The sequence below is a fragment of the Xylanimonas allomyrinae genome, assembly GCF_004135345.1.
Taxonomy (GTDB): Bacteria; Actinomycetota; Actinomycetes; order Actinomycetales; family Cellulomonadaceae; genus Xylanimonas; species Xylanimonas allomyrinae.
In genome coordinates this window covers 1,619,238-1,641,085 of the sequence record NZ_CP035495.1, presented here as the reverse complement: position 1 = coordinate 1,641,085, position 21,848 = coordinate 1,619,238, and the positions used below count along the sequence as shown (strand labels likewise).

19 protein-coding genes and 2 pseudogenes are annotated in these 21,848 nt (G+C 74.3%); 5 read left to right on the top strand and 16 right to left on the bottom strand.

All coding sequences use genetic code 11. The features are described from left to right. Nucleotides 1–52: 52 nt before the first annotated feature. The 16 genes and pseudogenes from ET495_RS07505 to ET495_RS07430 all read right to left on the bottom strand — a co-directional run bounded on the left by ET495_RS07505 (nt 53) and on the right by ET495_RS07430 (nt 15,844). A complete protein-coding gene (locus tag ET495_RS07505; protein ID WP_129203915.1) occupies nt 53–1,876 on the bottom strand; it encodes a TIGR03773 family transporter-associated surface protein in 1,824 nt (607 codons plus the stop codon). Continuing rightward, complete coding sequence (locus tag ET495_RS07500; RefSeq protein ID WP_211340930.1) at nt 1,873–2,802, bottom strand: anchored repeat-type ABC transporter permease subunit; 930 nt, start codon at nt 2,800–2,802, stop codon at nt 1,873–1,875. Before ET495_RS07500 ends, ET495_RS07505 begins: the two co-directional genes overlap by 4 nt. After that, entirely contained in the window at nt 2,799–3,545 is a 747-nt protein-coding gene (locus tag ET495_RS07495; protein ID WP_129203911.1) for an anchored repeat-type ABC transporter ATP-binding subunit, read from the bottom strand. Before ET495_RS07495 ends, ET495_RS07500 begins: the two co-directional genes overlap by 4 nt. Next, nucleotides 3,542–4,855 (bottom strand): annotated as a pseudogene (locus ET495_RS07490) (TIGR03773 family transporter-associated surface protein); the annotation flags it as partial. The pseudogene ET495_RS07490 and the gene ET495_RS07495, both read right to left, overlap by 4 nt. Next, nucleotides 4,792–6,150, bottom strand: a pseudogene (locus ET495_RS07485) (anchored repeat ABC transporter, substrate-binding protein); the annotation flags it as partial. The pseudogenes ET495_RS07490 and ET495_RS07485, both read right to left, overlap by 64 nt. 377 nt (nt 6,151–6,527) lie before the next feature. After that, nucleotides 6,528–6,734, bottom strand: a complete 207-nt coding sequence (locus ET495_RS07480; protein ID WP_129203905.1) for a hypothetical protein — start codon at nt 6,732–6,734, stop codon at nt 6,528–6,530. A gap of 122 nt (nt 6,735–6,856) precedes the next feature. Beyond that, the gene (locus ET495_RS07475; RefSeq protein ID WP_129203903.1) at nt 6,857–7,243 is read right to left on the bottom strand and encodes an ArsR/SmtB family transcription factor; all 387 of its coding nucleotides are present in this window, start codon (nt 7,241–7,243) and stop codon (nt 6,857–6,859) included. A gap of 57 nt (nt 7,244–7,300) precedes the next feature. Next, complete coding sequence (locus ET495_RS07470) at nt 7,301–8,998, bottom strand: FAD-dependent oxidoreductase (RefSeq protein ID WP_129203901.1); 1,698 nt, start codon at nt 8,996–8,998, stop codon at nt 7,301–7,303. Nucleotides 8,999–9,047: 49 nt separating this feature from the next. Further along, nucleotides 9,048–9,716 (bottom strand): metalloregulator ArsR/SmtB family transcription factor, encoded by a 669-nt coding sequence (locus tag ET495_RS07465; RefSeq protein ID WP_129203899.1) that lies wholly within the window; start codon nt 9,714–9,716, stop codon nt 9,048–9,050. Nucleotides 9,717–9,762: 46 nt separating this feature from the next. Then, nucleotides 9,763–10,446 carry an amino acid ABC transporter permease gene (locus ET495_RS07460; RefSeq protein ID WP_129203897.1) on the bottom strand — a complete coding sequence of 228 codons (684 nt, stop codon included), beginning with the start codon at nt 10,444–10,446 and terminating at the stop codon, nt 9,763–9,765. Further along, entirely contained in the window at nt 10,427–11,086 is a 660-nt protein-coding gene (locus ET495_RS07455) for an amino acid ABC transporter permease (RefSeq protein ID WP_129203895.1), read from the bottom strand. The genes ET495_RS07460 and ET495_RS07455 overlap by 20 nt, the downstream gene beginning before the upstream one ends. 64 nt (nt 11,087–11,150) lie before the next feature. Then, entirely contained in the window at nt 11,151–12,062 is a 912-nt protein-coding gene (locus ET495_RS07450) for a transporter substrate-binding domain-containing protein (protein ID WP_129203893.1), read from the bottom strand. Between the two features lie 49 nt (nt 12,063–12,111). Beyond that, nucleotides 12,112–12,894: an amino acid ABC transporter ATP-binding protein gene (locus ET495_RS07445; protein WP_129203891.1), complete on the bottom strand. Its 783-nt coding sequence runs from the start codon at nt 12,892–12,894 to the stop codon at nt 12,112–12,114. Continuing rightward, nucleotides 12,891–13,778 (bottom strand): transporter substrate-binding domain-containing protein, encoded by an 888-nt coding sequence (locus ET495_RS07440; RefSeq protein WP_129203889.1) that lies wholly within the window; start codon nt 13,776–13,778, stop codon nt 12,891–12,893. The genes ET495_RS07445 and ET495_RS07440 overlap by 4 nt, the downstream gene beginning before the upstream one ends. A gap of 474 nt (nt 13,779–14,252) precedes the next feature. Then, nucleotides 14,253–14,591: an ArsR/SmtB family transcription factor gene (locus tag ET495_RS07435; RefSeq protein ID WP_129203887.1), complete on the bottom strand. Its 339-nt coding sequence runs from the start codon at nt 14,589–14,591 to the stop codon at nt 14,253–14,255. Then, nucleotides 14,591–15,844, bottom strand: a complete 1,254-nt coding sequence (locus ET495_RS07430) for an MFS transporter (protein ID WP_129203885.1) — start codon at nt 15,842–15,844, stop codon at nt 14,591–14,593. The genes ET495_RS07435 and ET495_RS07430 overlap by 1 nt, the downstream gene beginning before the upstream one ends. A 127-nt stretch (nt 15,845–15,971) precedes the next feature. Between ET495_RS07430 and ET495_RS07425 the strand changes: the two genes are divergently transcribed. The 5 genes from ET495_RS07425 to ET495_RS07405 all read left to right on the top strand — a co-directional run bounded on the left by ET495_RS07425 (nt 15,972) and on the right by ET495_RS07405 (nt 21,675). Further along, nucleotides 15,972–16,973, top strand: a complete 1,002-nt coding sequence (locus ET495_RS07425; protein WP_129203883.1) for an NAD-dependent epimerase/dehydratase family protein — start codon at nt 15,972–15,974, stop codon at nt 16,971–16,973. Nucleotides 16,974–17,101: 128 nt separating this feature from the next. Next, complete coding sequence (locus tag ET495_RS07420; protein ID WP_129203881.1) at nt 17,102–18,676, top strand: Re/Si-specific NAD(P)(+) transhydrogenase subunit alpha; 1,575 nt, start codon at nt 17,102–17,104, stop codon at nt 18,674–18,676. A 4-nt stretch (nt 18,677–18,680) separates the two neighbouring features. After that, nucleotides 18,681–20,090, top strand: coding sequence for a Re/Si-specific NAD(P)(+) transhydrogenase subunit beta (pntB, locus tag ET495_RS07415; RefSeq protein ID WP_129203879.1), 1,410 nt, complete (start codon nt 18,681–18,683; stop codon nt 20,088–20,090). Nucleotides 20,091–20,133: 43 nt separating this feature from the next. Continuing rightward, nucleotides 20,134–21,030 carry a ketopantoate reductase family protein gene (locus tag ET495_RS07410; RefSeq protein WP_245993365.1) on the top strand — a complete coding sequence of 299 codons (897 nt, stop codon included), beginning with the start codon at nt 20,134–20,136 and terminating at the stop codon, nt 21,028–21,030. A gap of 135 nt (nt 21,031–21,165) precedes the next feature. Continuing rightward, complete coding sequence (locus ET495_RS07405) at nt 21,166–21,675, top strand: MarR family winged helix-turn-helix transcriptional regulator (protein WP_129203875.1); 510 nt, start codon at nt 21,166–21,168, stop codon at nt 21,673–21,675. The last annotated feature ends 173 nt before the right edge of the window (nt 21,676–21,848 follow it).

Genomic DNA, 21,848 nt, shown 5'->3' with positions numbered 1-21,848 from the left:
TCGCATTCTTCTCGTGGGGCTCCGCCGTGCGGCGGAACGGATTGGTGGCTGGTCAAGCGTGCGAGGTGCGGGCAGCACGCGGGGCGAGCGCCGCGGCACCCAGGAAAGCCAGCCCGACGAGGCCGAGCGCGACCGCCAGACCGGCCAGGTCCCCGGTGAGCGCGGGACCGGTCCGCGGGAGCGTGGGCCCGCCCGGGGCCCCGTTCCCCGGACCCGGCGTCCCGGCGGCGAGCGAGCACTCGCGCCCGTCCGGGGTGCGCCCGGTGGTCGCCGCCCCGGGCCGGGCCGCGGACGCCGGGTCGCCGGGGCCGACGAAGAACGTCAGCGTGGTCGTGGCCGTCCGGGGCTGGCCCGCGACGGTGCCAGAGAACGTGAGCGTGGCGTGGTAGGCGCCCGGCTCGGTGAAGGCCCAGATGGCGTGGACGTGGACGCCCGAGGCACCCACGGGGATCTCGGTGGACCGGCCGAACCCGTCGACCGTCCCGAAGAACTTCTCGCCCACGTTGCCGAACGAGCCCATGGAGTAGACGGCCAGCCGGCCGGGACCGTCGAGCGCGTCGAGCGACAGCGTGACGTTCCCGTCGGTCTTGCCGGCGACGGACTCGTGCTGCGTGTTCCAGCCCAGCCACGGCACGCCCGACGCCTGCGTGAGCGGGATCTGCCACACCTGGCCCGACCCGAGGAACGCGAAGTCGCCGCCCGGGGCCTGGACCGCCGCGTTGTCCTGCACGTGGAGCACCAGGCCCGCCGGATCGACCCAGCGCGGGGGCGATGCGCGGTCGTCCTTCACCAGGGCGCGCAGCGTGCCGTCCTCCAGCACGGGGCCGAAGTCGAGGTGCCCCTCGGTGACGACGTCGACGGCACCGGCGGGCGCGGCCGGTCCGGTCGCGATGCACTGCTCGGGCGTGGTGCCCGACGCCGGTGTGCCCTGCCCGGCAGGGGCGCCCGGCGCTCCGGTCGCACCCGGTGCTCCCGCCTCGGAAGGTGCGGCGGGCGCGGGCGCATCCCCGTCGCCCGGCCCGCCGCCCTCCCCGGCACCCCCGCCCGACCCCCGTGCGGACGATCCCTCTCGGGGTGCCGACCGCAGCACGGGCGCCTCGGTGATCGGGCCAGGCGCCACGGTGAGCGCCTCGCCGGACCGGTCCGAGATGCCGGCTGCTGCTTCCGCCGACGCCGCCGCAGCGGCGTCGGGCCCTTCCCGGCCGGGCGGCGTGCCCGACCGGTCGGCATCCGCGGTGTCTGCCACGTCCGCTGCGTCCGCTGCGGACGCCGCGTCCGTTGCGGCCGGGAGCCGCTCGCCGTCCGCGGAGGGCGACGCGTCGCCGTCGGCGCTCGCGGGCAGGTCACCGCTCCCGCCCGCGGCGGGCTCCGTCGCCGTGGGCGTGGCATCGGCCGCCGGTGCGCGCTCCAGCACGAGCTGCGCGCCGACCGGCCGGCCCGACGCCGCCAGCGACGCCTGTGCCGTCAGGCGGATCGCGTCGTCGTCGGCCGTCCACGTGACGGGCGTGCGTTCCCCGGCGGCGACGCGCACGCCCGCACCCTCCGTGGCTCCCGCGGTGACGTCGACGGCGTCGTCCGTGAAGGCGCCCGCGGGCAGCAGGCCGGCGTCGAGCACCACGGCGAGCGCGGACCCCTGGAGGTCGCCGCCGCCGAGCCGTACCCGTGTGGTGCCCGGGTCGAGCGTGGCGCCGTCGGCCGTGCGGGCCTCCAGCACGATCGCGTCCGGCTCGTACGTCAGCGCGACCGACGCGATGGCGGCGGCGTCGACGACGGTGGGGGCGATCGGGTCGGCCTGCAGCGGACCAGCGGCCGCGAGGCCCCCCGCGGCCAGCAGACATGCGGTGGCCAGGACGTGCAGGGTGCGTCGGATGCTCATGCGGGTGCTCCTTCGTCGGCGCGAGCGGGCAGGGGAGCCGGGTGGGGCGGCGGGGTGTCGTCCGGGACGCGCCGCCGGGTCGTGCGCCGCGCGAGCACCCCGTGCCGGGGTGCGAGCGTCCACGCCGCGAGGAACCCGGCGGTCAGGACCAGCACGACGACGCCGCCCGTGGGCAGGTCGAACGACCAGGACAGGTACAGGCCCACCACCGCGGCGGCCGACCCGATGACGGGGGCGAGCCACAGCATCACGGTGAGCCGGTCGGTCAGCAGCCGGGCGGTCGCGGCGGGGGTGACCAGCAGCGCGAGCACGAGGATGTTGCCGATGGTCTGCACGCTGATCACGACGGCGAGGGTCACCAGCACGTACAGCGCCAGGTCGAGCCAGAACACGGGCACGCCCGTCGCGCGCGCCGACTCGCGGTCGAGCGCCACCGTCACGAGCTCCTTGCGCAGCGCCGTCAGCGCCGCGAGCACCGCGGCACCGGTGCCCGCGACGACGTACAGGTCCGACGTCGGGATGCCGGTGATCGACCCGAACAGGAACTGCTGGAGCGACCCCGCGTACCCGGGGGCCCGCGAGATCACGACGATCCCGAGCGCGAACGCGGCGACGAAGCAGATGCCGATGACGGAGTCCTCACGCAGCCGCCGGTTCTGGGCGACCACGGCGATGAGCACGGCGGTCACGACGCCGGCCGCGGCACCGCCCAGCACCAGGTTGCCGCCCGCGACGAACGCCACGGCCAGGCCGGGGAACACGGCGTGCGCGACGGTGTCGCCGATGAACGCCATGCCGCGCAGCACGACGTAGCAGCCCACGACGCCGCACGCGATCGAGGACATCACGGCCACGGCGAGCGCCTTGGGCAGGAAGACCAGGTCGGGGTTGAGCAGGTCGGCCAGGAAGTCGGCGGGGGACATCACACCGCCCGCAGTGCGCGCAGGAGCGGGCTGTCGGGCCCCACGCCGAACGCCGTCGTCCACGCGGCGGTGTCGGCGGCGAGCGTCGCGGGCGTGCCGGCGGCGATCACGGTGCGGTGCAGCAGCGCGACACGGTCGCACGCGGCGAGCGCCCCGAGCAGGTCGTGGGTCGCCATGAGCACGGCCCGGCCCTCGTGCGCGAGATCGGCGAACAGCGCCGTCAGCAGCTCCTGCGTCGGCAGGTCCAGGCCCGTGAACGGCTCGTCGAGCAGCAGCACCTGCGGGCGCAGCGCGAGCGCCCGCGCGACCAGCACCCGCTGACGTTGCCCGCCCGAGAGCTGGCCGACGGGCCGTTCGGCGAGCGCGGTCAGGCGCACACGGTCGAGCGCGTCCGCCACCGCCTCCCAGTGCCGTACCCCGGGGCGGCGCACCGGCCCGAGCCGTCCCGTCAGCCCGGTCAGGACGGCGTCGGCCACGCAGATCGGGAAGTCCCAGGCGAAGTCGTGCCGCTGGGGCACGTACCCGACCGGGGTGCGTCCCGGCCGCGCCGGGCGCCCCGCGACGAGCACGGACCCGCTCCGGACGGGCTGGAGGCCGAGCACGGTGCGCAGCAGCGTGGTCTTGCCCGCCCCGTTGGGGCCGAGCAGCCCGACCAGCTCGCCCTGGTCCACGCGCAGCGACACGTCGTGGAGCACACGCGCACCCCCGAGGTCCACGTCCGCGTGCCGGACGTCCAGCGCGGTCACCGCGCGTCCCCGGGCGCGCCGGGCGACCGGTCGGCGCGCCCGTGACCGGCGGACCCGCGCGCGGCGCGCTCGTCGCCGGGCGCACGGTCGGCCGCGGCGTCGGCCGGGTCACCAGCAGGTGCCGGGCCGTCGGCGGGGTCACCAGCAGGTGCCGAGTCGTCGCCGGGCGCCGGGTCGCCGGGTCCGGCCGCGGTGCCGCGCGCGGTCAGCGCCCGGGCCCGCGCGCGGCGCCCGCGCGCCCCGAGGACGACGGCGCCGGCCAGGACGAGGCCCGCCAGCGCGCCGACCGTGAGGAGCACGGGCGCGATGCCGTCGCGCGTCGCGAGCACGGGCAGGCTCGCCCCGTCGTCGCCGTCGGCCGCGCGCGCGGCCGGGTCCGCGCCGCCGGGCACCTCGCCCCGCCAGGCCGCGGATCGCGCCTGGGCGACGGAAGTGGCCGAGCCGACCGCGAACCGCAGCACCCGCGTGTCGCTCACGTCCGTCCCGTCGATCAGGGTGGCCTCGGCGCGCAGCGCGACGAGGTACACCCCCGGCTGCGTGAACACCCAGCTCGCATGCGTGTGCGTGTTGACGTCGACCCAGATCCGGCCGGGCTCCGCCGAGCGCGAGTCGGCCAGGACGTCGGGCTCGCCGAAGCTGCCCGACTGCAGGTACACGGTCACGTCCCCGGGGCCCTGGACGCCGGCGAGCGACAGCGTGACCCCGCGGTCGATGCGCGCCATGACCTCGGGGTCCTGGGTGTTCCAGCCCAGCCACACCACGTCGGGGTCCTGGGTCTGCGGCAGCACCCAGACCTGGGCGCCGGGGGCGGCGCCCAGGAACCCGTACGCCGGGTCGTCGGGCACCTGGGCCGCCGCGGCGTCCGCGACCTGGAGCACGACGTCGTCGGGGTGGCGCCACACGCTCGTGCCGCCCGCCTTCGCGGCGTCGTCGTGCACGAGCAGGCTCCATCGACCGCCGTCGAATCGCGGGCCGAGGTCCACGTGCCCCTGCGACAGCACGTGCTCGCCGTGCGCGACGGGCTGGTCGGTCGCGAGCGTCTGGTCCAGGGCGGGGTCGTCGTCCGGCGGGGCCGTCGCGGCGCCCGCGGGGGACGCGGGTGCGGTGAGGGCCAGCAGGGCCGCGGCGAGTGCGGCCGCCGCGGGGCGAGGGGCGGCAAGGGGCATCAGGTCGTCCTGTCGGGTCGGGTCAGGCAGTCGTGGATCGAGCGGGCGTTGAAGCGCACGAGGTCGGCGTAGGTGCGCACGCGGTCGTCGAGCGTGTCGCCGTAGATGGGGCACACGGCCACGCCCTGCTCGGCGGCGACGTCGGTGAGCGTCGCCGAGCGCGCCGCGAGGTTGGGTTCGAGGAACACGGCCGGCACGTCGAGCGTGCGCAGCGTCGCCGCGAGCTTGCGGCGGTCGGCGAGCGACGGCTCGGCCGCCGGGTGCGGTGTCACGAACCCGGCCACGTGCAGGCCGTAGGCGTGGGCGAGGTAGGCGAACGCGTCGTGCGTCGTGACCAGGTGGCGGCGGTGGGCGGGGACAGCGGCGAGCAGGGCGCGCGCCTCGTCGTCGGCGGCCGTGAGCTCGGCCAGGTAGGCGTCGGTGTTGGCGCGGTACACGGCGGCGCCGGCGGGATCGGCGGCGGTCAGCGTGTCGCGCACGAGCTGCGCGTAGGCCATCCCGTTGCGCGCGTCCTGCCACAGGTGGGGGTCGATCTCGCCGTGCACGTGCTTGCCCAGCACGGCCTGGGGGAGCTGGTAGACCTGGTCGCCCGGCGTGCCGAGGAACCGGAACTGCGGCCCGGCGGGGATCTCGTCGAGCGCCTTGGCGGGCACGTCGACGACGACGTCGCCCGCACCGAGCGTCCGCTGCGTGTGGTCGCCGCCGCCCTCGGGGTCGTGGCGCACGCCCAGGCCGGGCGGCGTCGCGGCGTCCCCCAGTCCGGCCGTGAGGTCGGCGTGCCCGCGGTCGAGCACGACGGCGCCGGGGCGCGCCGCGGCGGGGTCGACGCCGACGGCGAAGGTGAACGTCTCCTCGCCCAGGCCGACGGGCCGGGTGGTGGGGTCGACCTGGAGCCGGGCGCGCAGCGTGAGGGTGTAGAGGCCCGGTTCGGTGAACGCCCACGACAGGTGCGTGTGCGCGTCGGCGGGCAGGGCGACGGTGTCGTGCTCGTACCCGTCGGCGGCGTCGAAGCCGTCGGACGAGTCGATGTACACGTCGGTGTCCCCGAAGGTGCCCGTGAGGTAGGCGAACACGTTGCCGGGCCCGGTCGCGCCGACCGCCGAGACGAGCACCTGGGACGACCGCGTGGCGCCGAGGTGCTCCCCGGTGCCCTGCACGCGCAGGCCCAGCCACACGGTGTCGAGCGTGACGTCCTCGACGAGCGGGATCAGCTCGGCCGCGTACTTGACCGACTCCTCGGCCAGCGACACGCTCACGGCGTCGGGGCGCAGGTTGGCGTCGAGCGTCTTGATGACGGCGTGCTCCTCGAGCAGCGCGTAGTTGCTGAACGCCACGTCGGCGTAGACCACGTTGCGGGCGTCGCGCAGCGTGGGCTCGTAGGTGTGCGGGTCGCCGCCGTCGGGCACGAGCGAGACGACGACGGCGCGCTCGCCCGCCACGTGCTGCACCAGGTCGCGCAGCAGGCCGGTCGTCGTGACCACGCGCAGGCGCGCGCCGTCGGCGGGGAGGGTGGGCCGGGCGGTGCAGGCGGTCAGGGGCAGGGTGAGGGCGGCGAGGGCGGCGAGGGCACGCCGGGGCCGGGCAGGGCGCACGGAGGTCTCCGGGTCGGGGGTCCCCTGTCGCGGGACGCGAGGGTGGGTGCTGTCGCGGGACGCGAGGGTGGGTGCTGTCGCGGGACGCGAGGGTGGGTGCTGTCGCGGGACGCGAGGGTGGGCGCGGTGGTGGGGCGCGGTGCGACGGTGGGCGACGGTGGGCCTGGTCGTTGCGGCAGGCGGTGCGCCCGTCCGGGGGCGCGGGCGTCGCGGCGGTGCGACGGCTACCGGGAGGAGTAGATCAGCCGGGCGCGAACCCAGCCGGTGAGCTGGCGGCGCACGGGCTCCCAGCGTGCCGCCGGGCACGCGTGCGTGGCGGCCGGGGTGTCCAGGGCGTCGGACCCGCAGCCGCAGCGCAGGGCCGCGCCGGCGGCCAGGTGGCCGCGCGTGTGGGCGTGAGGGCGCAGGGCCTCGGTGTCGAGCCAGGTCACGTGGTCACCCCCAAAGAGAAGAGCGGGCAGGAGAGGACGGTCTAAATGGGAATGATTGTCATTCCGATGTGGCCATCCTGCGAGAGCTCGCGTGCGGTGTCAAGCGAGCTGCCGGGATTCGCTCAGGATCGCTCGGCAGCACCGGCGACATCGGCAGGCTGGAGGGCCGCGTCGGCCGACGCCGCGAGCAGCGCCCGGGCCCCCGGAGCGACGGCGTAGTGGGCCCAGCGCCCGCGCTGCTCACGCGTGACCAGCCCGGCCTCGGCCAGGAGCTTCATGTGGTGGGACACCGTGGGCTGGGACAGCCCGACCGGCTCCGTGAGGTCGCAGATGCACGCGTCGCCCTCGGGGGCTGCGGCGATGATCGACAGCAGCCGCACGCGTGCGGGGTCGCTCAGCGCCTTGAACGTCCGGGCGACGGCGCCGGCCTGCTCGGCGCCGAGGCCGGCGGCGGCCGGACGGCCGCACGCGTCGCTCGTGGTGCCGACCAGGGGGAGCGACGTCGTCATGGTGTCATCCTCCCATGCCCATCGACGGGCGTCGATGGGCGTCGACGGGCGCGTGGTTCAGGGACGGGCCTCGACGAACGCCCGGTAGTTCTGGTGGCCGCCCGACAGGTTGTAGACCCGATCGAAGCCGAGGTTGCGCAGCACGTTCTGACCGGCGTTGCCGGTGACGCCCTTGTTGCAGTACGTCACGGTGACCAGGGCCGGGTCGAGCTCGGCGGCCCGCTCGCGCAGCTCGGCGAGCGGGATGTGCACCGAGCCGTCGACGTACCCCTGGGCCCGGTCCTTCGCGCCCCGCACGTCCACGACCTGGATCGTCTCGCCCGCCCCGCGGCGGGCGACGAGCTCGGCGGGGGTCAGCAACGGGGTCCGGCCGTGGATCGCGCCGTCGAGGGCCATGCCCGTGTAGTGCACCGGGTCCTTGGTCGTCGCGAAGGCGGGGGAGTAGGCCAGGTCGAGGTGGAACAGGTCGGCGACGTCGGCGCCGAACGTGATGGCCGTGGCGAGGACGTCGAGACGCTTGTCGGCGCCCGACGAGCCGATCACCTGCGCGCCGAGCAGGCGCCCGGTCGCCCGGTCGGCGACGGCCTTGATGACCAGCGGCCGCCCGCCCAGGTACTCGGGGCGGTCGGGCTTGATGTTGTGCAGCACCTCGACGTCGTACCCGGCCGCGCGCGCGGCCGTCTCGGTCAGACCCGTGCCCCCGACGCCCAGGTCGAAGACGCGCACGATCGACGTGCCCAGGATGCCGCGATGCTCCAGCGGCCCGCCCGTGATCGCGTCGCCGAGGATGCGGCCGGTCTTGTTCGCCGTCGACCCGAGCGGCACCCAGGCCGGCTCGCCGGTGACGAGGTCGAACGACTCGGCGACGTCGCCCGCCGCCCACACGTGCGCCACCGAGGTGTGCTGGCGGCGGTCGACGGCGATCGCTCCCGTGGGCCCGAGCCGCACGCCCGCCTGCACGGCGAGGTCGGTGTTCGGGCGCACGCCCACGGCCACGACCACCAGGTCGGCGGCGATGCGTGCCTCCCCGGCGCCGTCGCGCACGACGACGCCGGTCACGCCGTCGGCCGTGGCCTCGACGGCCGTCAGTGCCGTCCGGGTCCGCAGGTCGACGCCGTGCGCGCGCAGCTGCGCGTCGACGCGCGCCGACATGTCGGGGTCGAGGCGGGCCATCGCGTGCGGCAGCGCCTCCACGACGGTGACGTCCAGCCCCCGGTGGACGAGCTGCTCGGCCATCTCCAGCCCGATGTACCCGGCACCGACGACGACGGCGGCGCGCGCGTCGCGGTCCCGGATCCAGGCGTCGATGTCGCGGGCGTCCTGCGGGGTGCGCACGGTGAACACGCCTGGGGCCGGGATGCCGGGGACCGCCGGGACGACGGGGTGCACGCCCGTCGCCAGGACGAGCTCGTCGTAGGTGTCGGTGAACGTCTCGCCGGTCGCCAGGTCGCGCACCTCGACGGTGCGCGCCGCGGCGTCGACCGAGACCACCTCGTGCCCCGTGCGTACGTCCACGCCGTAGCGCTTGGCGAACCAGGCGGGGGTGCGCGGGGTCAGCGCGTCGATGCTCGCGACGGCGCCGCCCACGAAGTACGGCAGGCCGCAGCCCGAGTAGGAGATGTCGTGGTCGCGCTCGTAGATCGTGATGCGCGCCGACTCGGTGTTGCGGCGGGCCTTCGCGGCGGCGGAGGTCCCTGCCGCGACCGAGCCCACGACGACGATCGTGACGGGGGTGGCGGTGCCGGTGCTGGTCATGGTGCCTTCCGGGGGTGCGCGGCCGCGACGAGCCGCTGACGGGTGGTGCTCACGCGGCCAGGCGGGCGGCCAGGGCCCGGACGCGCGCCGACAGCTCGTCGTAGGCGGCGTCGAACGCCGCCGGGGTGCCCACGCGGACGGGGTCGGGGATCGACCAGTGCAGGTCGCCGCGGACGGCGGCCTCCTCGTGCGCGAGGTCGCAGACCGTGACGACGAGGTCGCCGTCCGCGGCGACGTCGTCGAGCCGGCGCGGTGCGACGGTCGGGAGGTCGAGGTGGCGCCGGCGGGCGACCTCCCGGGCGCCCGGGTGGATGACCGCCGCGGGGCGGGTGCCCGCGGAGGCCGCCGGGACGGGCGACGCCTGGCGCCACAGTGCCGCGGCCAGGTGGGAGCGGGCGGAGTTGGCGCTGCACACGAACAGCACGCGCGTCGGCGCGGGCACCGACGGCAGGGCGAGCGCGAGGGCGCCGGCACGCAGGCGCACGTACTGGCGCCGGCCGTCGCCCTGCGAGCGGTGGGACGTGACCAGGCCCGCGTCGCGCAGCACGCCGAGGTGGTGCGACAGGAGGTTGGACGTGATGCCGAGCACCTGCATGAGCTCGCTCGGCGAGGCGTCGCCGAGCGTGAGGGTGTCGACGATCCGCAGCCGGGCGGGGTCGCCGAGCGCGGCGTGGACGGCGGCCCGCCGGGTGAGGTCCGCCGTTGCCTCAACGGTCATAGAGTCAAGTTTGACTGAGGTATCTCGTGCGGTCAACCGGCTCCCGCTATGTGGCCCAGACCCGTTCGAGCCTCTGGGCGCCACGCGAGATCGGCCAGCACAGCAGGAAGTACAGGACCATCACGACGGCGTAGACGACGAACGGCGCCTGCGGGTGCTGGAACGACTGGTTGGCCACCGACACGATCTGGCGCCCGACCGTCATGACCTCGGCGACGGAGATGAAGGCGCACAGCGACGTCGTCTTGATCATGCGGGTGACCAGGTTGATCGCCGCCGGCGCGACCCGGCGCACCGACTGCGGGACGATCACCCGCAGGTACGTGCTCGTGGTGGACAGCCCGAGCGCCTGCGCCGACTCGTACTGGTGACGCGGGATCGAGGTCACCGCGCCCCGCACGACGTCGCCGAACTCCCCGGTGCCCCAGACGGTGAACACCACGATCGACGTGGTGACGTTCGACGCGTTCAGCCCGAGCTCGGCCGATGCCACGTAGTAGGCGAGGTAGAGCAGGACGACGAGCGGGACGATGCGCACGGCCTCCAGGTAGATACGCCCCACCGCACGGACCGCCGGGTGCCTCGCGGCGAGGACGAACCCGAACGCGGTGCCCAGGAGCATCGAGGCAGCCGCCGAGACCAGGGCGATCAGCGCGGTGAGCCCGAGGCCCTCGGCGAGCTGCCGGGCGTTGCCGGCGCTGACCAGCCACTCAGGAACCGAAAGAGGCATGGCGCACCCTCCGTTCGAGCAGGCGCAAGGCCACCGACAGCGGCAGCAGGATGACCAGGTAGGAGGCGACGAGCAGGAGGTAGGCCTCGTTGGACGTGTAGAACATGCTCACGAGGTTCTGGGTGAGGGCCATGAGGTCGACGACGGCGATCACCGAGACGATCGACGTCTCCTTGACCAGGAAGATCGCGTTGGCGGTCAGGGCCGGCAGCGCGACGGCGAACGCCTGCGGCAGCGTGACGCGCAGCAACGTCTGCCGTGGGCTGAGCCCGAGCGAGGCGGCCGCGTCGAGCTGGCCCTTGCGCACGGCCTCCAGCCCGGACCGCAGCGCCTCGGCCATGTACGACCCGCCGAGGAAGACCAGGCCGACGGCCGCGCACGTGAAGCCGTCGGCCTTGACCCCGACCAGCGGCAGGCCGAAGTAGAGGAAGTAGAGCTGGACCATCGAGGGGGTGTTGCGGGAGACCTCGACGTAGACCGCCACGAGCCGGGCGGCGCCCGGTACCCGGTGGTGGCGCACGAGCGCCGCCGCGATCCCGACCGCGAGGGAGCCCGCGATCGCGATCGCCGCGAGCCGCAGCACGACCAGCACCGCGCGCCCGTACTGGGGCACGTAGTCCGCGACGATGTGCCAGTTCACCGCGGGCCTGCCGCGGGCCGAGGGGCGCGGCAGGCCCGGCGCGTGAGCCGAGGACAGGCCATCGTCAGCCGATCTTCCCGCGTTCGACGACGATGGTCGCCGGGTCGGCGGCGTCCCCGTAGACGGGGGCGAGGGTGGCCTCGTAGTCCTGGAGGAAGAAGTCGTCGGGGAGCGTCGTCGTGATCTCCTCGTTGAGCCAGTCGAGCAGGCTCGTGTTGCCCTTGCGCACGGCGGGGGCGATCGCCTGCGGGTCGCCCAGCTTCTCGATGCCGACGGTGAACCCGGGGTTCTGCAGCGCCCAGGCCAGGACGTTGGTGGTGTCCTGGGACAGCGCCGGGCTCCGGCCGTCCTTGAGCGCGGCGAACGCGTCGGTCTCGGTGGTGAAGACGTTGAGCTTCACGTCGGGGTAGTGCTGGGTGAAGTACGTCTGCTGGGTGGTGCCCTGCGCGACGATCAGCTCCTTGCCCTCGAGCTGGGACACGTCCGTGATCGGGGCCGAGGTGGGCGACACGACGCCCATGTAGACCTGCATGTACGGCAGGGCGAAGTCGACCTGCTGCTTGCGCTCGTCGGTGACGGTGAAGTTCGCCAGCACCAGGTCGACCTTGCCGCTCGTCAGCGCGGGGACCCGGCCCTGGGCGTCGAGCCCGACGTAGTCGACGTCGACGCCGAGGTCCTTGCCGATCTGCTCGGCGAAGTAGACGTCGTAGCCGGTGTACGCCCCGGAGGCGTCGACCGAGCCGAACGGGGGCAGGTCGCGGAAGACGCCGACGGTGATCTTCCCCTTGGCCTTGATCGCCTCGAGCGAGTCGGCCGCCTGCGAGGCGTCGCCGGTGGCGTGCGCACCGGCCCCGGACGCGCTGGAGCACCCGGCGGCGAGGGCGATGGTGGCCGTCGTCGCAGCGAGCGCGGCGCCGATGCGGCGCCACGACGCGCGCCGTGAGCGTGCGGGCGCGGTGGCTGGTGTGGTGGTCATGGTGGGTCCTCTCGTGTCCGCTGGGCAGCGGGTCCTGGTGGGGTGCGCGCTAGGCGCGCACGGGCTTGCGGGGGGTGAAGTCGAGGCTGGCGAGGAAGGCTCGCGCGCGCTCGGACCTCGGCCGGGTGAAGAACTGCTCGGGCTCGGCGCGCTCGGCGACCCGCCCGGCGTCGAGCAGGACGACCTGGTCGGCGACCGCCCGGGCGAAGGCCATCTCGTGGGTGACGATGAGCATCGTCATGCCGTCGGCGGCGAGCTCGGCGACGACGTCGAGCACCTCGCGGACCATCTCCGGGTCGAGGGCCGCGGTGACCTCGTCGAAGAGCATCAGCTCGGGGTGCAGGATCAGCGACCGGACGATGGCGATGCGCTGCTTCTGCCCGCCGGACAGCTGCCGCGGGTAGGCGTCTCGCTTGTCGTGCAGGCCGACCCGACGCAACAGCTCCTCGGCCTCGGCGGCGGCCTCGCTGCGGCGCCGGCGCTGGACGGCGCGCGGCGCCAGCAGGATGTTGTCCAGCACGGTGAGGTGGCTGAACAGCTCGTAGTCCTGGAACACCATGCCCACGCGCTGGCGCACCCGGCTCCAGCTCGTGCCGGGGTCGGTGATGGTCTGCGTGCCGAGCCGGATCGTGCCGCCCTGCGTGGCCTCGAGGCCGTTGACGCAGCGCAACAGCGTCGACTTGCCGCAGCCGGAGGGACCGACGACGGCGAGCACCTGCCCGCGCTCGACGGTCAGGTCGATGCCGTCGAGAACCAGCAGGTCGCCGTAGGACTTGCGCAGACCTTCGATGGTCAGCAGCGGCGCGGAGCCCGGGGCCGACGGCACGGTCATGCCCCGGCCTTGCCGCGCTCGACAACGATGTCGTCGGGGTCGGCGTCCGGCCCGTAGACCTGTGCGAGGGTTGTGGCGTAGTCGTCGTGGAAGAAGTGGTCGGGCAGGCCCGTGGTGATCTCCTGGTTGACCCAGTCGAGCAGGCTCTGGTCACCCTTCGCCACGGCCGCGGCCACGAGCGTGGGGTCACCGATGCGTTCGACGCCGACGGTGAAGCCGGGGTTCTGCCGCGTCCAGGCCAGCTCGTCGAGGTTCGACTGGGCCAGGGCGGCGCCGCGCCCGTCCTTGAGGGCGGCGTAGGCGTCCGTCTGGGTCTGGAAGACGGCCTGCTCGACGTCGGGGAAGTGCTCGGTGAACCACGCCTGCTGGCTCGTGCCGCGTGTGACGATGAGCTTCTTGCCGGCGAGCTGGGACACGTCGGTGACGGGTGCGTCGTCGGGCGAGACGAGCGCCTGGTAGGCCTGCATGTACGGCAGCGAGAAGTCGACCTGCTGCTGGCGCTCGGGGGTGACGGCGAAGTTCGCCAGGACCAGGTCGACCTTCCCGCTGGTCAGCGCGGGCACACGCCCCTGGGCGTCGAGGCCGACGTAGTCGACGCGCACGCCCAGGTCCTTGCCGAGCTGGTCGCCGAGGTAGATGTCGTAGCCCGCGTAGGCGCCGTCCGCGCCGACGGAGCCGAACGGGGCGAGGTCGCGGAAGACGCCGACGGTGAGGACGCCGCTGGCCTTGATCTCCTCGAGCGAGCCGCTCGGGGCGGCGCTCGTCGGTCCGGCGCCGTGCGCGGCGTCGCCACCGGCGCAGCCGGAGGCGACGGTCGAGACGGTCGCGACGGTGACGAGCATGAGGGCCGTGGCGGTGAGCCGGGCGCGGGCAGATGGCGACATGGTGGGTCCTCTCGGAGAAGGGCGGCAGGGGAGGGCGGCACGCGGCCCGGGGACGCGGGTCCGGTGGGCCACCGGGATCGAGCGGGCGCAGGTGCCCGGCTCGTCCGGCGGCGGTCTCGTCCGACGACGGTCTCGTCCGGTGGCGGGGCGGCTCAGCGGAGACGCAGCGGCGACCGGGGTTCGAGGCAGGTGACCGCCGAGCGGGCTCGGGGGCTGCGGTGCCCGGGCTGCGGCGGGTCGCTCGGGGTCAGGGGGACGTGGCGCCCGTGACGGTCAGGCGACGGCCTGGTGCCGGGTGTTCAGGAGGCGCGACAACAGCCCGCGGCGACGATGCACGCGGTGGCTGTCGAAGGAGTCCTGGCGGTGAGCACGGGCCGAGACTAGGGGCCGCCGCGAGCGCGGCGACGTGCCGTCCACGATGTGGATACCTTGATGGACACCCCGTGCGGGGTAGGCCGACGGTGCCTGCCTACCTCATCCCTGGTGGTGCGGCGGCACGACGTACCCGACGTGCTCGCCGTACTGGAGCGCGTTGGTCACCAGCGCCGCGACGTGCTCGTCGGGCTGGGTGTAGTAGATCGTCGTGCCCTCGCGCCGGCAGGCGACGAGGTTGCCCGCGCGCAGCTTCGCGAGATGCTGCGAGACCGCGGGCGTGGGCCGGTCGAGCGTCGTGGCGATCGCCGTCACCGACATCTCGGTCCCTGAGAGCATGGCGAGGATCGCCAGGCGCGTGCGGTCGGCGAGCAGACGCAGCGCCTCGACGGCGTGGTCGAGCTCGACGTCGGCGGGGGGCTCGGTGACGGTCACGCTCATCATCCTGGCACCGGATCCTGGGCGGTCGACTCCTGCGCGACCGGCGCGGCGGTGGGCCAGGACGCGGCGGCGGCTGCCGTCGCGGCGGCGGCGACCCCGGCGAGCACGAGGGCCGTGCGTCCCAGGCCCACGGCGCCGAGCCATCCGGCCAGCGGGTAGGTGAGCAGCCAGCAGGCGTGCGAGAGGGAGAACTGCGCCGCGAACGCCGCGGGCAGGTCCTCGCGCGGGACGGTCCGGCGGATGATGCGGCCCATCGGCGTCTCGGCCGCGGACCAGCCGACGCCCACGGCCAGCCACAGCACGCCGACGGAGGCCAGGCCGAGCCGGGGCGACGGGACGGCCAGCGCGAGCGGGGCCAGCAGCGTGGCTCCGGTGAGCGCGACGGCGCCGCCGAGCATGATGCGCCGCTCGGAGCGCCGGTGCAGGACGCGGGGCAGGGCGACCGCCGCGAGCATCGACCCGGCGCCGTTGACCGCCAGCATGACCGCGACGACGTCGCCGCCCTGGCCGAAGACCGAGCGGACGATGACGACCGTCTGCACGATGACGAACGCGCCCGCGGCGGCCACCGCGAGGTTGAGCGCCAGCACCGGCCGCAGGGCCCGCGTGCGGACGAACAGCGCGATGCCGTGCCGGACCCGCCGCGTGAGCGGCGCCTCGGGGCCGGTGCTGCCCGTCCGGGCGCCCGCCGGCAGGGCGGCCGACGCCACGAGCAGGGCCGACCCGGCGAAGCCGAACGCCGTCCCGAAGAACAGCGCGCCCGAGTCGACGACGAGCAGGAGCGCCGCGGCCAGCAGGGGGGAGAGCACCTGTTCGAGGTCGTCGGCCAGCCGCGACAGCGACAGCGCCTCGGTGTATTCGTCGTCGCCGGGCAGGATCTGCGGGATGGCGGCCTGGAAGGTCGGGGTGAACGTCGCCGAGGCCGCCTGGAGCACGAAGATCAGCAGGTAGACCTGCCAGATCTCGCCGACGAACGGCAGCAGCAGCGCGACCGCGACGCGCAGCAGGTCCGAGCCGACCAGCACCGCCCGCCGGGGCAGCCGCCCGAGCAGGGCGGCGGCCAGAGGGGCGACGACGACGTACGCCGCCATCTTGATCGCGAGCGCCGTCCCCAGCACGCCGCCCGCGCGGTCGCCCGCGAGGTCGAAGGCGAGCAGCCCGAGCGCCACGGTGGCCAGGCCCGTCCCGGCCAGGGAGACGACCTGGGCGAGGAACAGGTGGCGGTAGGTGCGGTGGGACAGGACGCGCAGCACCCACTCATTATGATCCGTGATTGCGCAAACACGTAATAAGGAGCGACCGCGCGAAATACCGACCTTCGGCCCGATGCTGACGGGTACGCCGAGCACTAGGCTCACGAGCGCAGAAGGAAGGTCGCAAGTGCGCATCGCCGTCACCGGAGCCGGTGGGTACGTCGCTCGCAACCTGGTGCCGACGCTGGTCAGCCAGGGTCATACCGTCACGGCCGTCGACGGGTCGCCCACGCTGCCGTGGACCGCCGAGGCGGCCGTGCGCGCGGTCCGGGCCGACGTGCGCGACGCCCCCGCGATGCGCGCCGCCCTCGACGGCACCGACCTCGTCTTCCACCTCGCCGCGCGCATCACGCTGCGGCAGACCGACCCGCTCGCCTGGTCCGTCAACACCGACGGCGTGCGCACCGTGGCGCGCGCGGCGCTCGCGGTCGGCGTCGGGAGGCTCGTGCACTGCAGCTCGGTACACGCGTACGACCTGGCGAGCGGCGTCATCGACGAGACGTCGCCGCGCGCCGTCCGCGCCGGCCTGCCCGTGTACGACAGGTCCAAGGCGCGAGGCGAGCTCGAGCTCGCCAGGGTCGTCGACGCCGGGCTGGACGCCGTCACCGTCAACCCGACGGGCATCTACGGGCCCGTCGACCACGTCGGCCGGCTCGCCCCCACCAACGCCGTGCTGCGCCGGGCCGCGCTCGGCACCGCCTTCCTGGACGTGGCCGGGGGTTTCGACTTCGTCGACGTGCGCGACGTCGTCGCCGGGCTGCTGCTCGCCGCGCGCCTGGGACGCACCGGCGAGGGGTACCTCCTCGCGGGCGAGCGGCTGGTCATGCACGAGATGCTCGGCGCCGTGGCCGGCCTGCTCGGACGCCGCCCGCCGCTGCTGACCGTGCCTTTCGCCTGCGCCCGGGCGATCGGCGTCGTCGCCGGGCCGCTCTCCCGGCGCGACGGCGTCGACGCGCTGTCGCCCGCCGCGCTCGGCACCCTGCGAGCCGCGCCGCACGTCTGCAGCGGCAAGGCCCGGCGCGAGCTCGGCTACGCACCCCGCCCGAGCCGCGAGACGCTGCGCGACACCGCCGCCTTCCTGGTGACCAGCGGGGCGCTGCGCCGCACGCGGGCGCGAACGGGCCGGTAGCCGCCAGGCGGCCGGCACGGTCCCCGCCCCGCGCACCGTGAGCCACGGCACACCGAGCGACAGGATTGTGTGGTCTGTCACCACAGTCTGTAGGTTGCGTCTCGTCCCTACCGACCTGTGGAGGTCCCATGCGCATCGGCGTGCCCCGGGAGTCCGGGGAAGGTCAGCGGCTCGTGGCCGCGACCCCCGCAACCGTCGCGAAGCTCCGGAAGCTCGGGTACGACGTCGTCGTCGAGCACGACGCCGGAGCCGCGGCCAACTTCTCGGACGACGCGTTCGTCGAGGCCGGCGCCGCGACCGGCAGCACCGAGGAGGTCTGGGGCAGCGACGTCGTCGTGGCCGTGGACGCCCCCGCGGACGACCGGCTCGCACTGCTGCGTCCCGGGGCCGTGCTCATCGCACAGCTCTTCCCGGGCACCCACCCCGAGCGGGTCGACGACTACCGGGCGCGCGGCATCACCGCGATGGCGCTCGACGCCGTGCCGCGCATCTCGCGCGCCCAGGCGCTCGACACGCTCTCCACGATGTCCAACGTCTCGGGCTACCGGGCCGTCATCGAGGCGGCGGCCGAGTTCCAGGGCATGTTCACCGGGCAGGTGACCGCCGCGGGCAAGACGCCGCCGGCCACCGTGTTCGTCATCGGCGGCGGCGTCGCCGGCCTGGCCGCGATCGGCACCGCGTCGAGCCTCGGCGCCGACGTGCGCGCGTTCGACGTGCGCCCCGAGGCGGGCGAGCAGATCGAGTCCATGGGCGCGACGTTCGTGCAGGCCGAGGCCGCGCAGCAGGAGGTCAGCTCCGACGGCTACGCGCGCGAGCTCACGGCCGACCAGGAAGCCGCGACGGCACGCATGTACGCCGAGGAGTCCGCACGGGCCGACATCGTCATCACGACGGCGCTCGTGCGCGGCACGGCCCCGCGCACGCTGACGAGCGAGATGATCGCGGCGATGAAGCCGGGCTCGGTCATCGTCGACCTCGCGGCGTCGGGCGGCGGCAACGCCGAGGCCACCGTGCCGGGGCAGCGCGTCGTCACCGACAACGGTGTCGTCGTGCTCGGCTACACCGACCTGCCCGGCCGCATGCCCGCGCAGACGTCGCAGCTGTACGGCACCAACATCGTCAACCTGCTCGCGCTGCTGACGCCCGGCAAGGACGGCGAGCTCGTGCTCGACCTCGACGACGCGGTGCAGCGCGGCATGACCGTCGCACGGGCGGGGGAGATCCTCTGGCCGCCGCCGCCCGTGAGCGTCTCGGCGGGATCGGCCCCGGCCGGTGCCGCGCCCGCCCCGACGCCCCAGCAGCACGCGGCCGATCTCGCGGCCGCCGCCGAGACGGCCCAGGCCAAGGCCCGGCTGCGCACGCAGCGGCTGACGTTCGGCGGGGCGCTCGCCGCGGTGCTCGTCATCCTCGGGCTCACCTACGGGCCCGAGACGTTCCGCGGCCACTTCACCGTGTTCGCGCTCGCCGTGGTCATCGGCTTCTACGTCATCTCGAACGTCAGCCACTCGCTGCACACGCCGCTCATGGCACAGACCAACGCCATCTCGGGCATCATCCTGGTCGGCGCGCTGCTGCAGCTCGGCAACGACAACCTCGTGGTCACGATCCTGGCGTTCGTCGCCGCGACCGTGGCGAGCATCAACATCTTCGGTGGCTTCCTGGTCTCGCGCCGGATGATCGCCATGTTCCGGAAGGACGCGTGACCACGTGCTGACCCAGCTCGCCCAGGCCGCGTACGTCGTCGCGGCCGTCCTGTTCATCCTGTCCCTGGCCGGTCTCGCCAAGCAGACCTCGGCCCGCCGCGGCGTCACGCTCGGCATGGTCGGCATGGGCCTGGCGCTCGTCGCGACCGTGCTGCTCGCCGCCGACCAGTCGCAGCGCCCCGTCGCCGTGACGCTCTCGCTCATCGTCGTCGTGCTGCTCATCGGCGCGGGCGTCGGCGCGTGGCGTGCCCGCAGCGTCGAGATGACGCAGATGCCCGAGCTCATCGCGATCCTGCACTCGTTCGTGGGTCTGGCGGCCGTCGCCGTCGGCTTCGACTCCTACCTCACCGAGCGCGTGCACGCCGGCGCGGGCGGTGCCGTGCACCTGGTCGAGGTGTTCCTCGGCGTGCTCATCGGTGCCGTGACCTTCACCGGGTCGATCGTCGCCTACCTCAAGCTCAGCGCGAAGATGCGGTCGGCGCCCCTGACGATCCCGGGGCGCAACTGGCTCAACCTCGGCGCCCTGGTCGCCTCGCTCGGGCTCATGGTGTGGTTCGTGGTCGCGCCGTCGTCCGGTCTGCTCCCGCTCGGGATCATGACCGCCGTCGCGCTGCTGCTCGGGTTCCACCTGGTCGCCGCGATCGGCGGCGGCGACATGCCCGTCGTCGTGTCGATGCTCAACTCCTACTCCGGATGGGCCGCGGCCGCGGCCGGCTTCATGCTCGGCAACGACCTGCTCATCGTCACCGGTGCCCTCGTCGGCTCCTCGGGTGCCATCCTCAGCTACATCATGTGCAAGGCCATGAACCGCTCGTTCATCTCGGTGATCCTCGGCGGGTTCGGCGCCGACGGCGGCGCCACGCCGTCGTCGGGTGCCGGGGCCGACTACGGCGAGCACCGCGAGATCCTGGCCGACGGCGTCGCGGACCTGCTGCGGTCGGCGAAGTCCGTGGTCATCACGCCGGGCTACGGCATGGCCGTCGCCAAGGCGCAGTACCCCGTGGCCGAGCTCGTCTCGCGGCTGCGCGGGCACGGGGTGACCGTGCGGTTCGGCGTGCACCCCGTCGCGGGGCGCCTGCCCGGGCACATGAACGTGCTGCTGGCCGAGGCCAAGGTGCCCTACGACATCGTGCTCGAGATGGACGAGATCAACGACGACTTCGCGGACACCGACGTCGTCCTGGTCATCGGCGCGAACGACACCGTCAACCCGGCCGCGCTCGAGGACCCGGGCTCGCCCATCGCGGGCATGCCCGTCCTGGAGGTCTGGCACGCGAAGGAGGTCATCGTGTTCAAGCGCTCGATGGCCACCGGGTATGCGGGCGTGCAGAACCCGCTGTTCTTCCGCGACAACACCCAGATGCTGTTCGGCGACGCCAAGGATCAGGTGGAGAAGATCGTCCAAGCGCTGTGACGTGCTGTGACGTGCTGTGACGTGCTGTGCCAGGATGCGGGGCATGCCTCGCACTGACGCACCGCTCGTCGTCCTCGGGCCCGGCGCGATCGGCGGCCTCGTCGCCGCGCTGCTGGAGCGGGCCGGTCACCCGGTCACCGTCGTCGGGCGTGCGGGCAGCGTCGCGCAGGTGGCCGCGCACGGCATCGCCGTCGAGTCGGACCTCGTCGGCTCCTGGACGGCGCAACCGGCCGCGGCGGCCCAGGTGCCGCACGGCGCCTGCGTGATCGTGGCCGTCAAGGCCGAGGGCCTGGAGGCCGCGGCGGCCCTGCTGGCCGCCGCGGCGCCCGCCGAGGTGCTGTCGCTGCTCAACGGCGTCGAGCACCTCGACGCGCTGCGCGCCGCGCTGCCCGGCACGCGCGTCGTGGCCGGCACGATCGCCGGGGAGACGCTGCGCACGTCGGCCGGTCGCGACGGACCTCTGACGGTCCGCCACCGCGGCCGGCTCCTGCGCGTCGTGGCCCCGGCCGACGCCGCCGGCCTCGCCAGCGTCCGTGCGCTGCGCGACACGGCCGCCGACGTCGTCGTGGACGGCACGCAGGCACAGGTGCTGTGGCTCAAGCTGCGGTTCCTCGCTCCGATGGCGCTGCTCACCTCACGGTGGGACGCCGGCCTGGGCGAGGCGCTCGACCGCGACCCCGCGGGCGCACAGGCCCTGCTCGCGGAGGTCGCCGCCGTCGCGTCCGCCGAGGGCGTGCCGACGACGGCGCAGGACCTGCACGCCATCCTCGCGGGGCTCCCGCCGACCATGCGCTCCTCGCTCCAGGCCGACGTCGAGGCCGGGCGGGCCGGTGAGCTGGACGCGATCGGTGGCGCGGTGCAGCGGCGGGGCCGCAGCCACGGCGTCGCGACGCCCGCGCTCGACACCACGATCGCGGCGGTCGAGGCTCGGCTGCGCTAGGTCCCGTCTCGCAGAGGTGCAGGTCACGGGCTCGCGTCAGGGCGACCGCCGGGCCGGGCGCTCCCATAATGGCGAAGAGACATATGATGACGTTGCATGTAAGTGCAGGCGAAGCCGGGAGTACAGGAGCAACCCATGTCCGCGTCGTTGACCCCTGACACGGAGTCGAGGCTGGCGCCTTCGGAGCTCCGCTATCTGGTGCTTGCCGCGCAACGGGAAGGCAGCAGGGAAGTCAACCGCCGCCTGGCAGACCTGAAGCTGACGGCGTCACAAGCGGAGATCATCCTCGTCCTCCGAGAGTTCGGCCCCATCACGCTCAAGGAGCTCGGGGGGCTCATCGTCTGCGAAGCAGGAAGTCCCAGCAGAATCGTGGACACCCTCGTGAGGCGCGGACTCGTCGTCCGCACGCAAGACACCGTCGATCGCCGCGCGGTCTCGATAGAGCTCAGCGAATCCGGCCGTGCACTCGTCTCGGTGCTCAAAGAGATCGACCACGCCATCAACGCGGGAGCGCTCGCGCAGCTCGCGCACTCGCAGCTCGACGGCCTCGTCTCGTCGTTGCGCCTCTATCTCGCCGACTCCGAGAGCCACGACGTGCTTGAGCGGCGCTTCGCCGCCAAGCGAAGACCCGTGAGCGAGTTCTGACCGACGCGCCGACACCAGCGACGGTGGCCGCTCGTGGTGGGCGGGGCGGCGTGGTCTGGCTCGAGGCGGTGGACGAAGGAGCGCACCACCGGACGGTCCGACGGCGAGCGCACCGCCCGGCCGTGGACCCGCGCCGATGGTGTCGCACCGCCGCACGCCGGCACCCGCCGGCC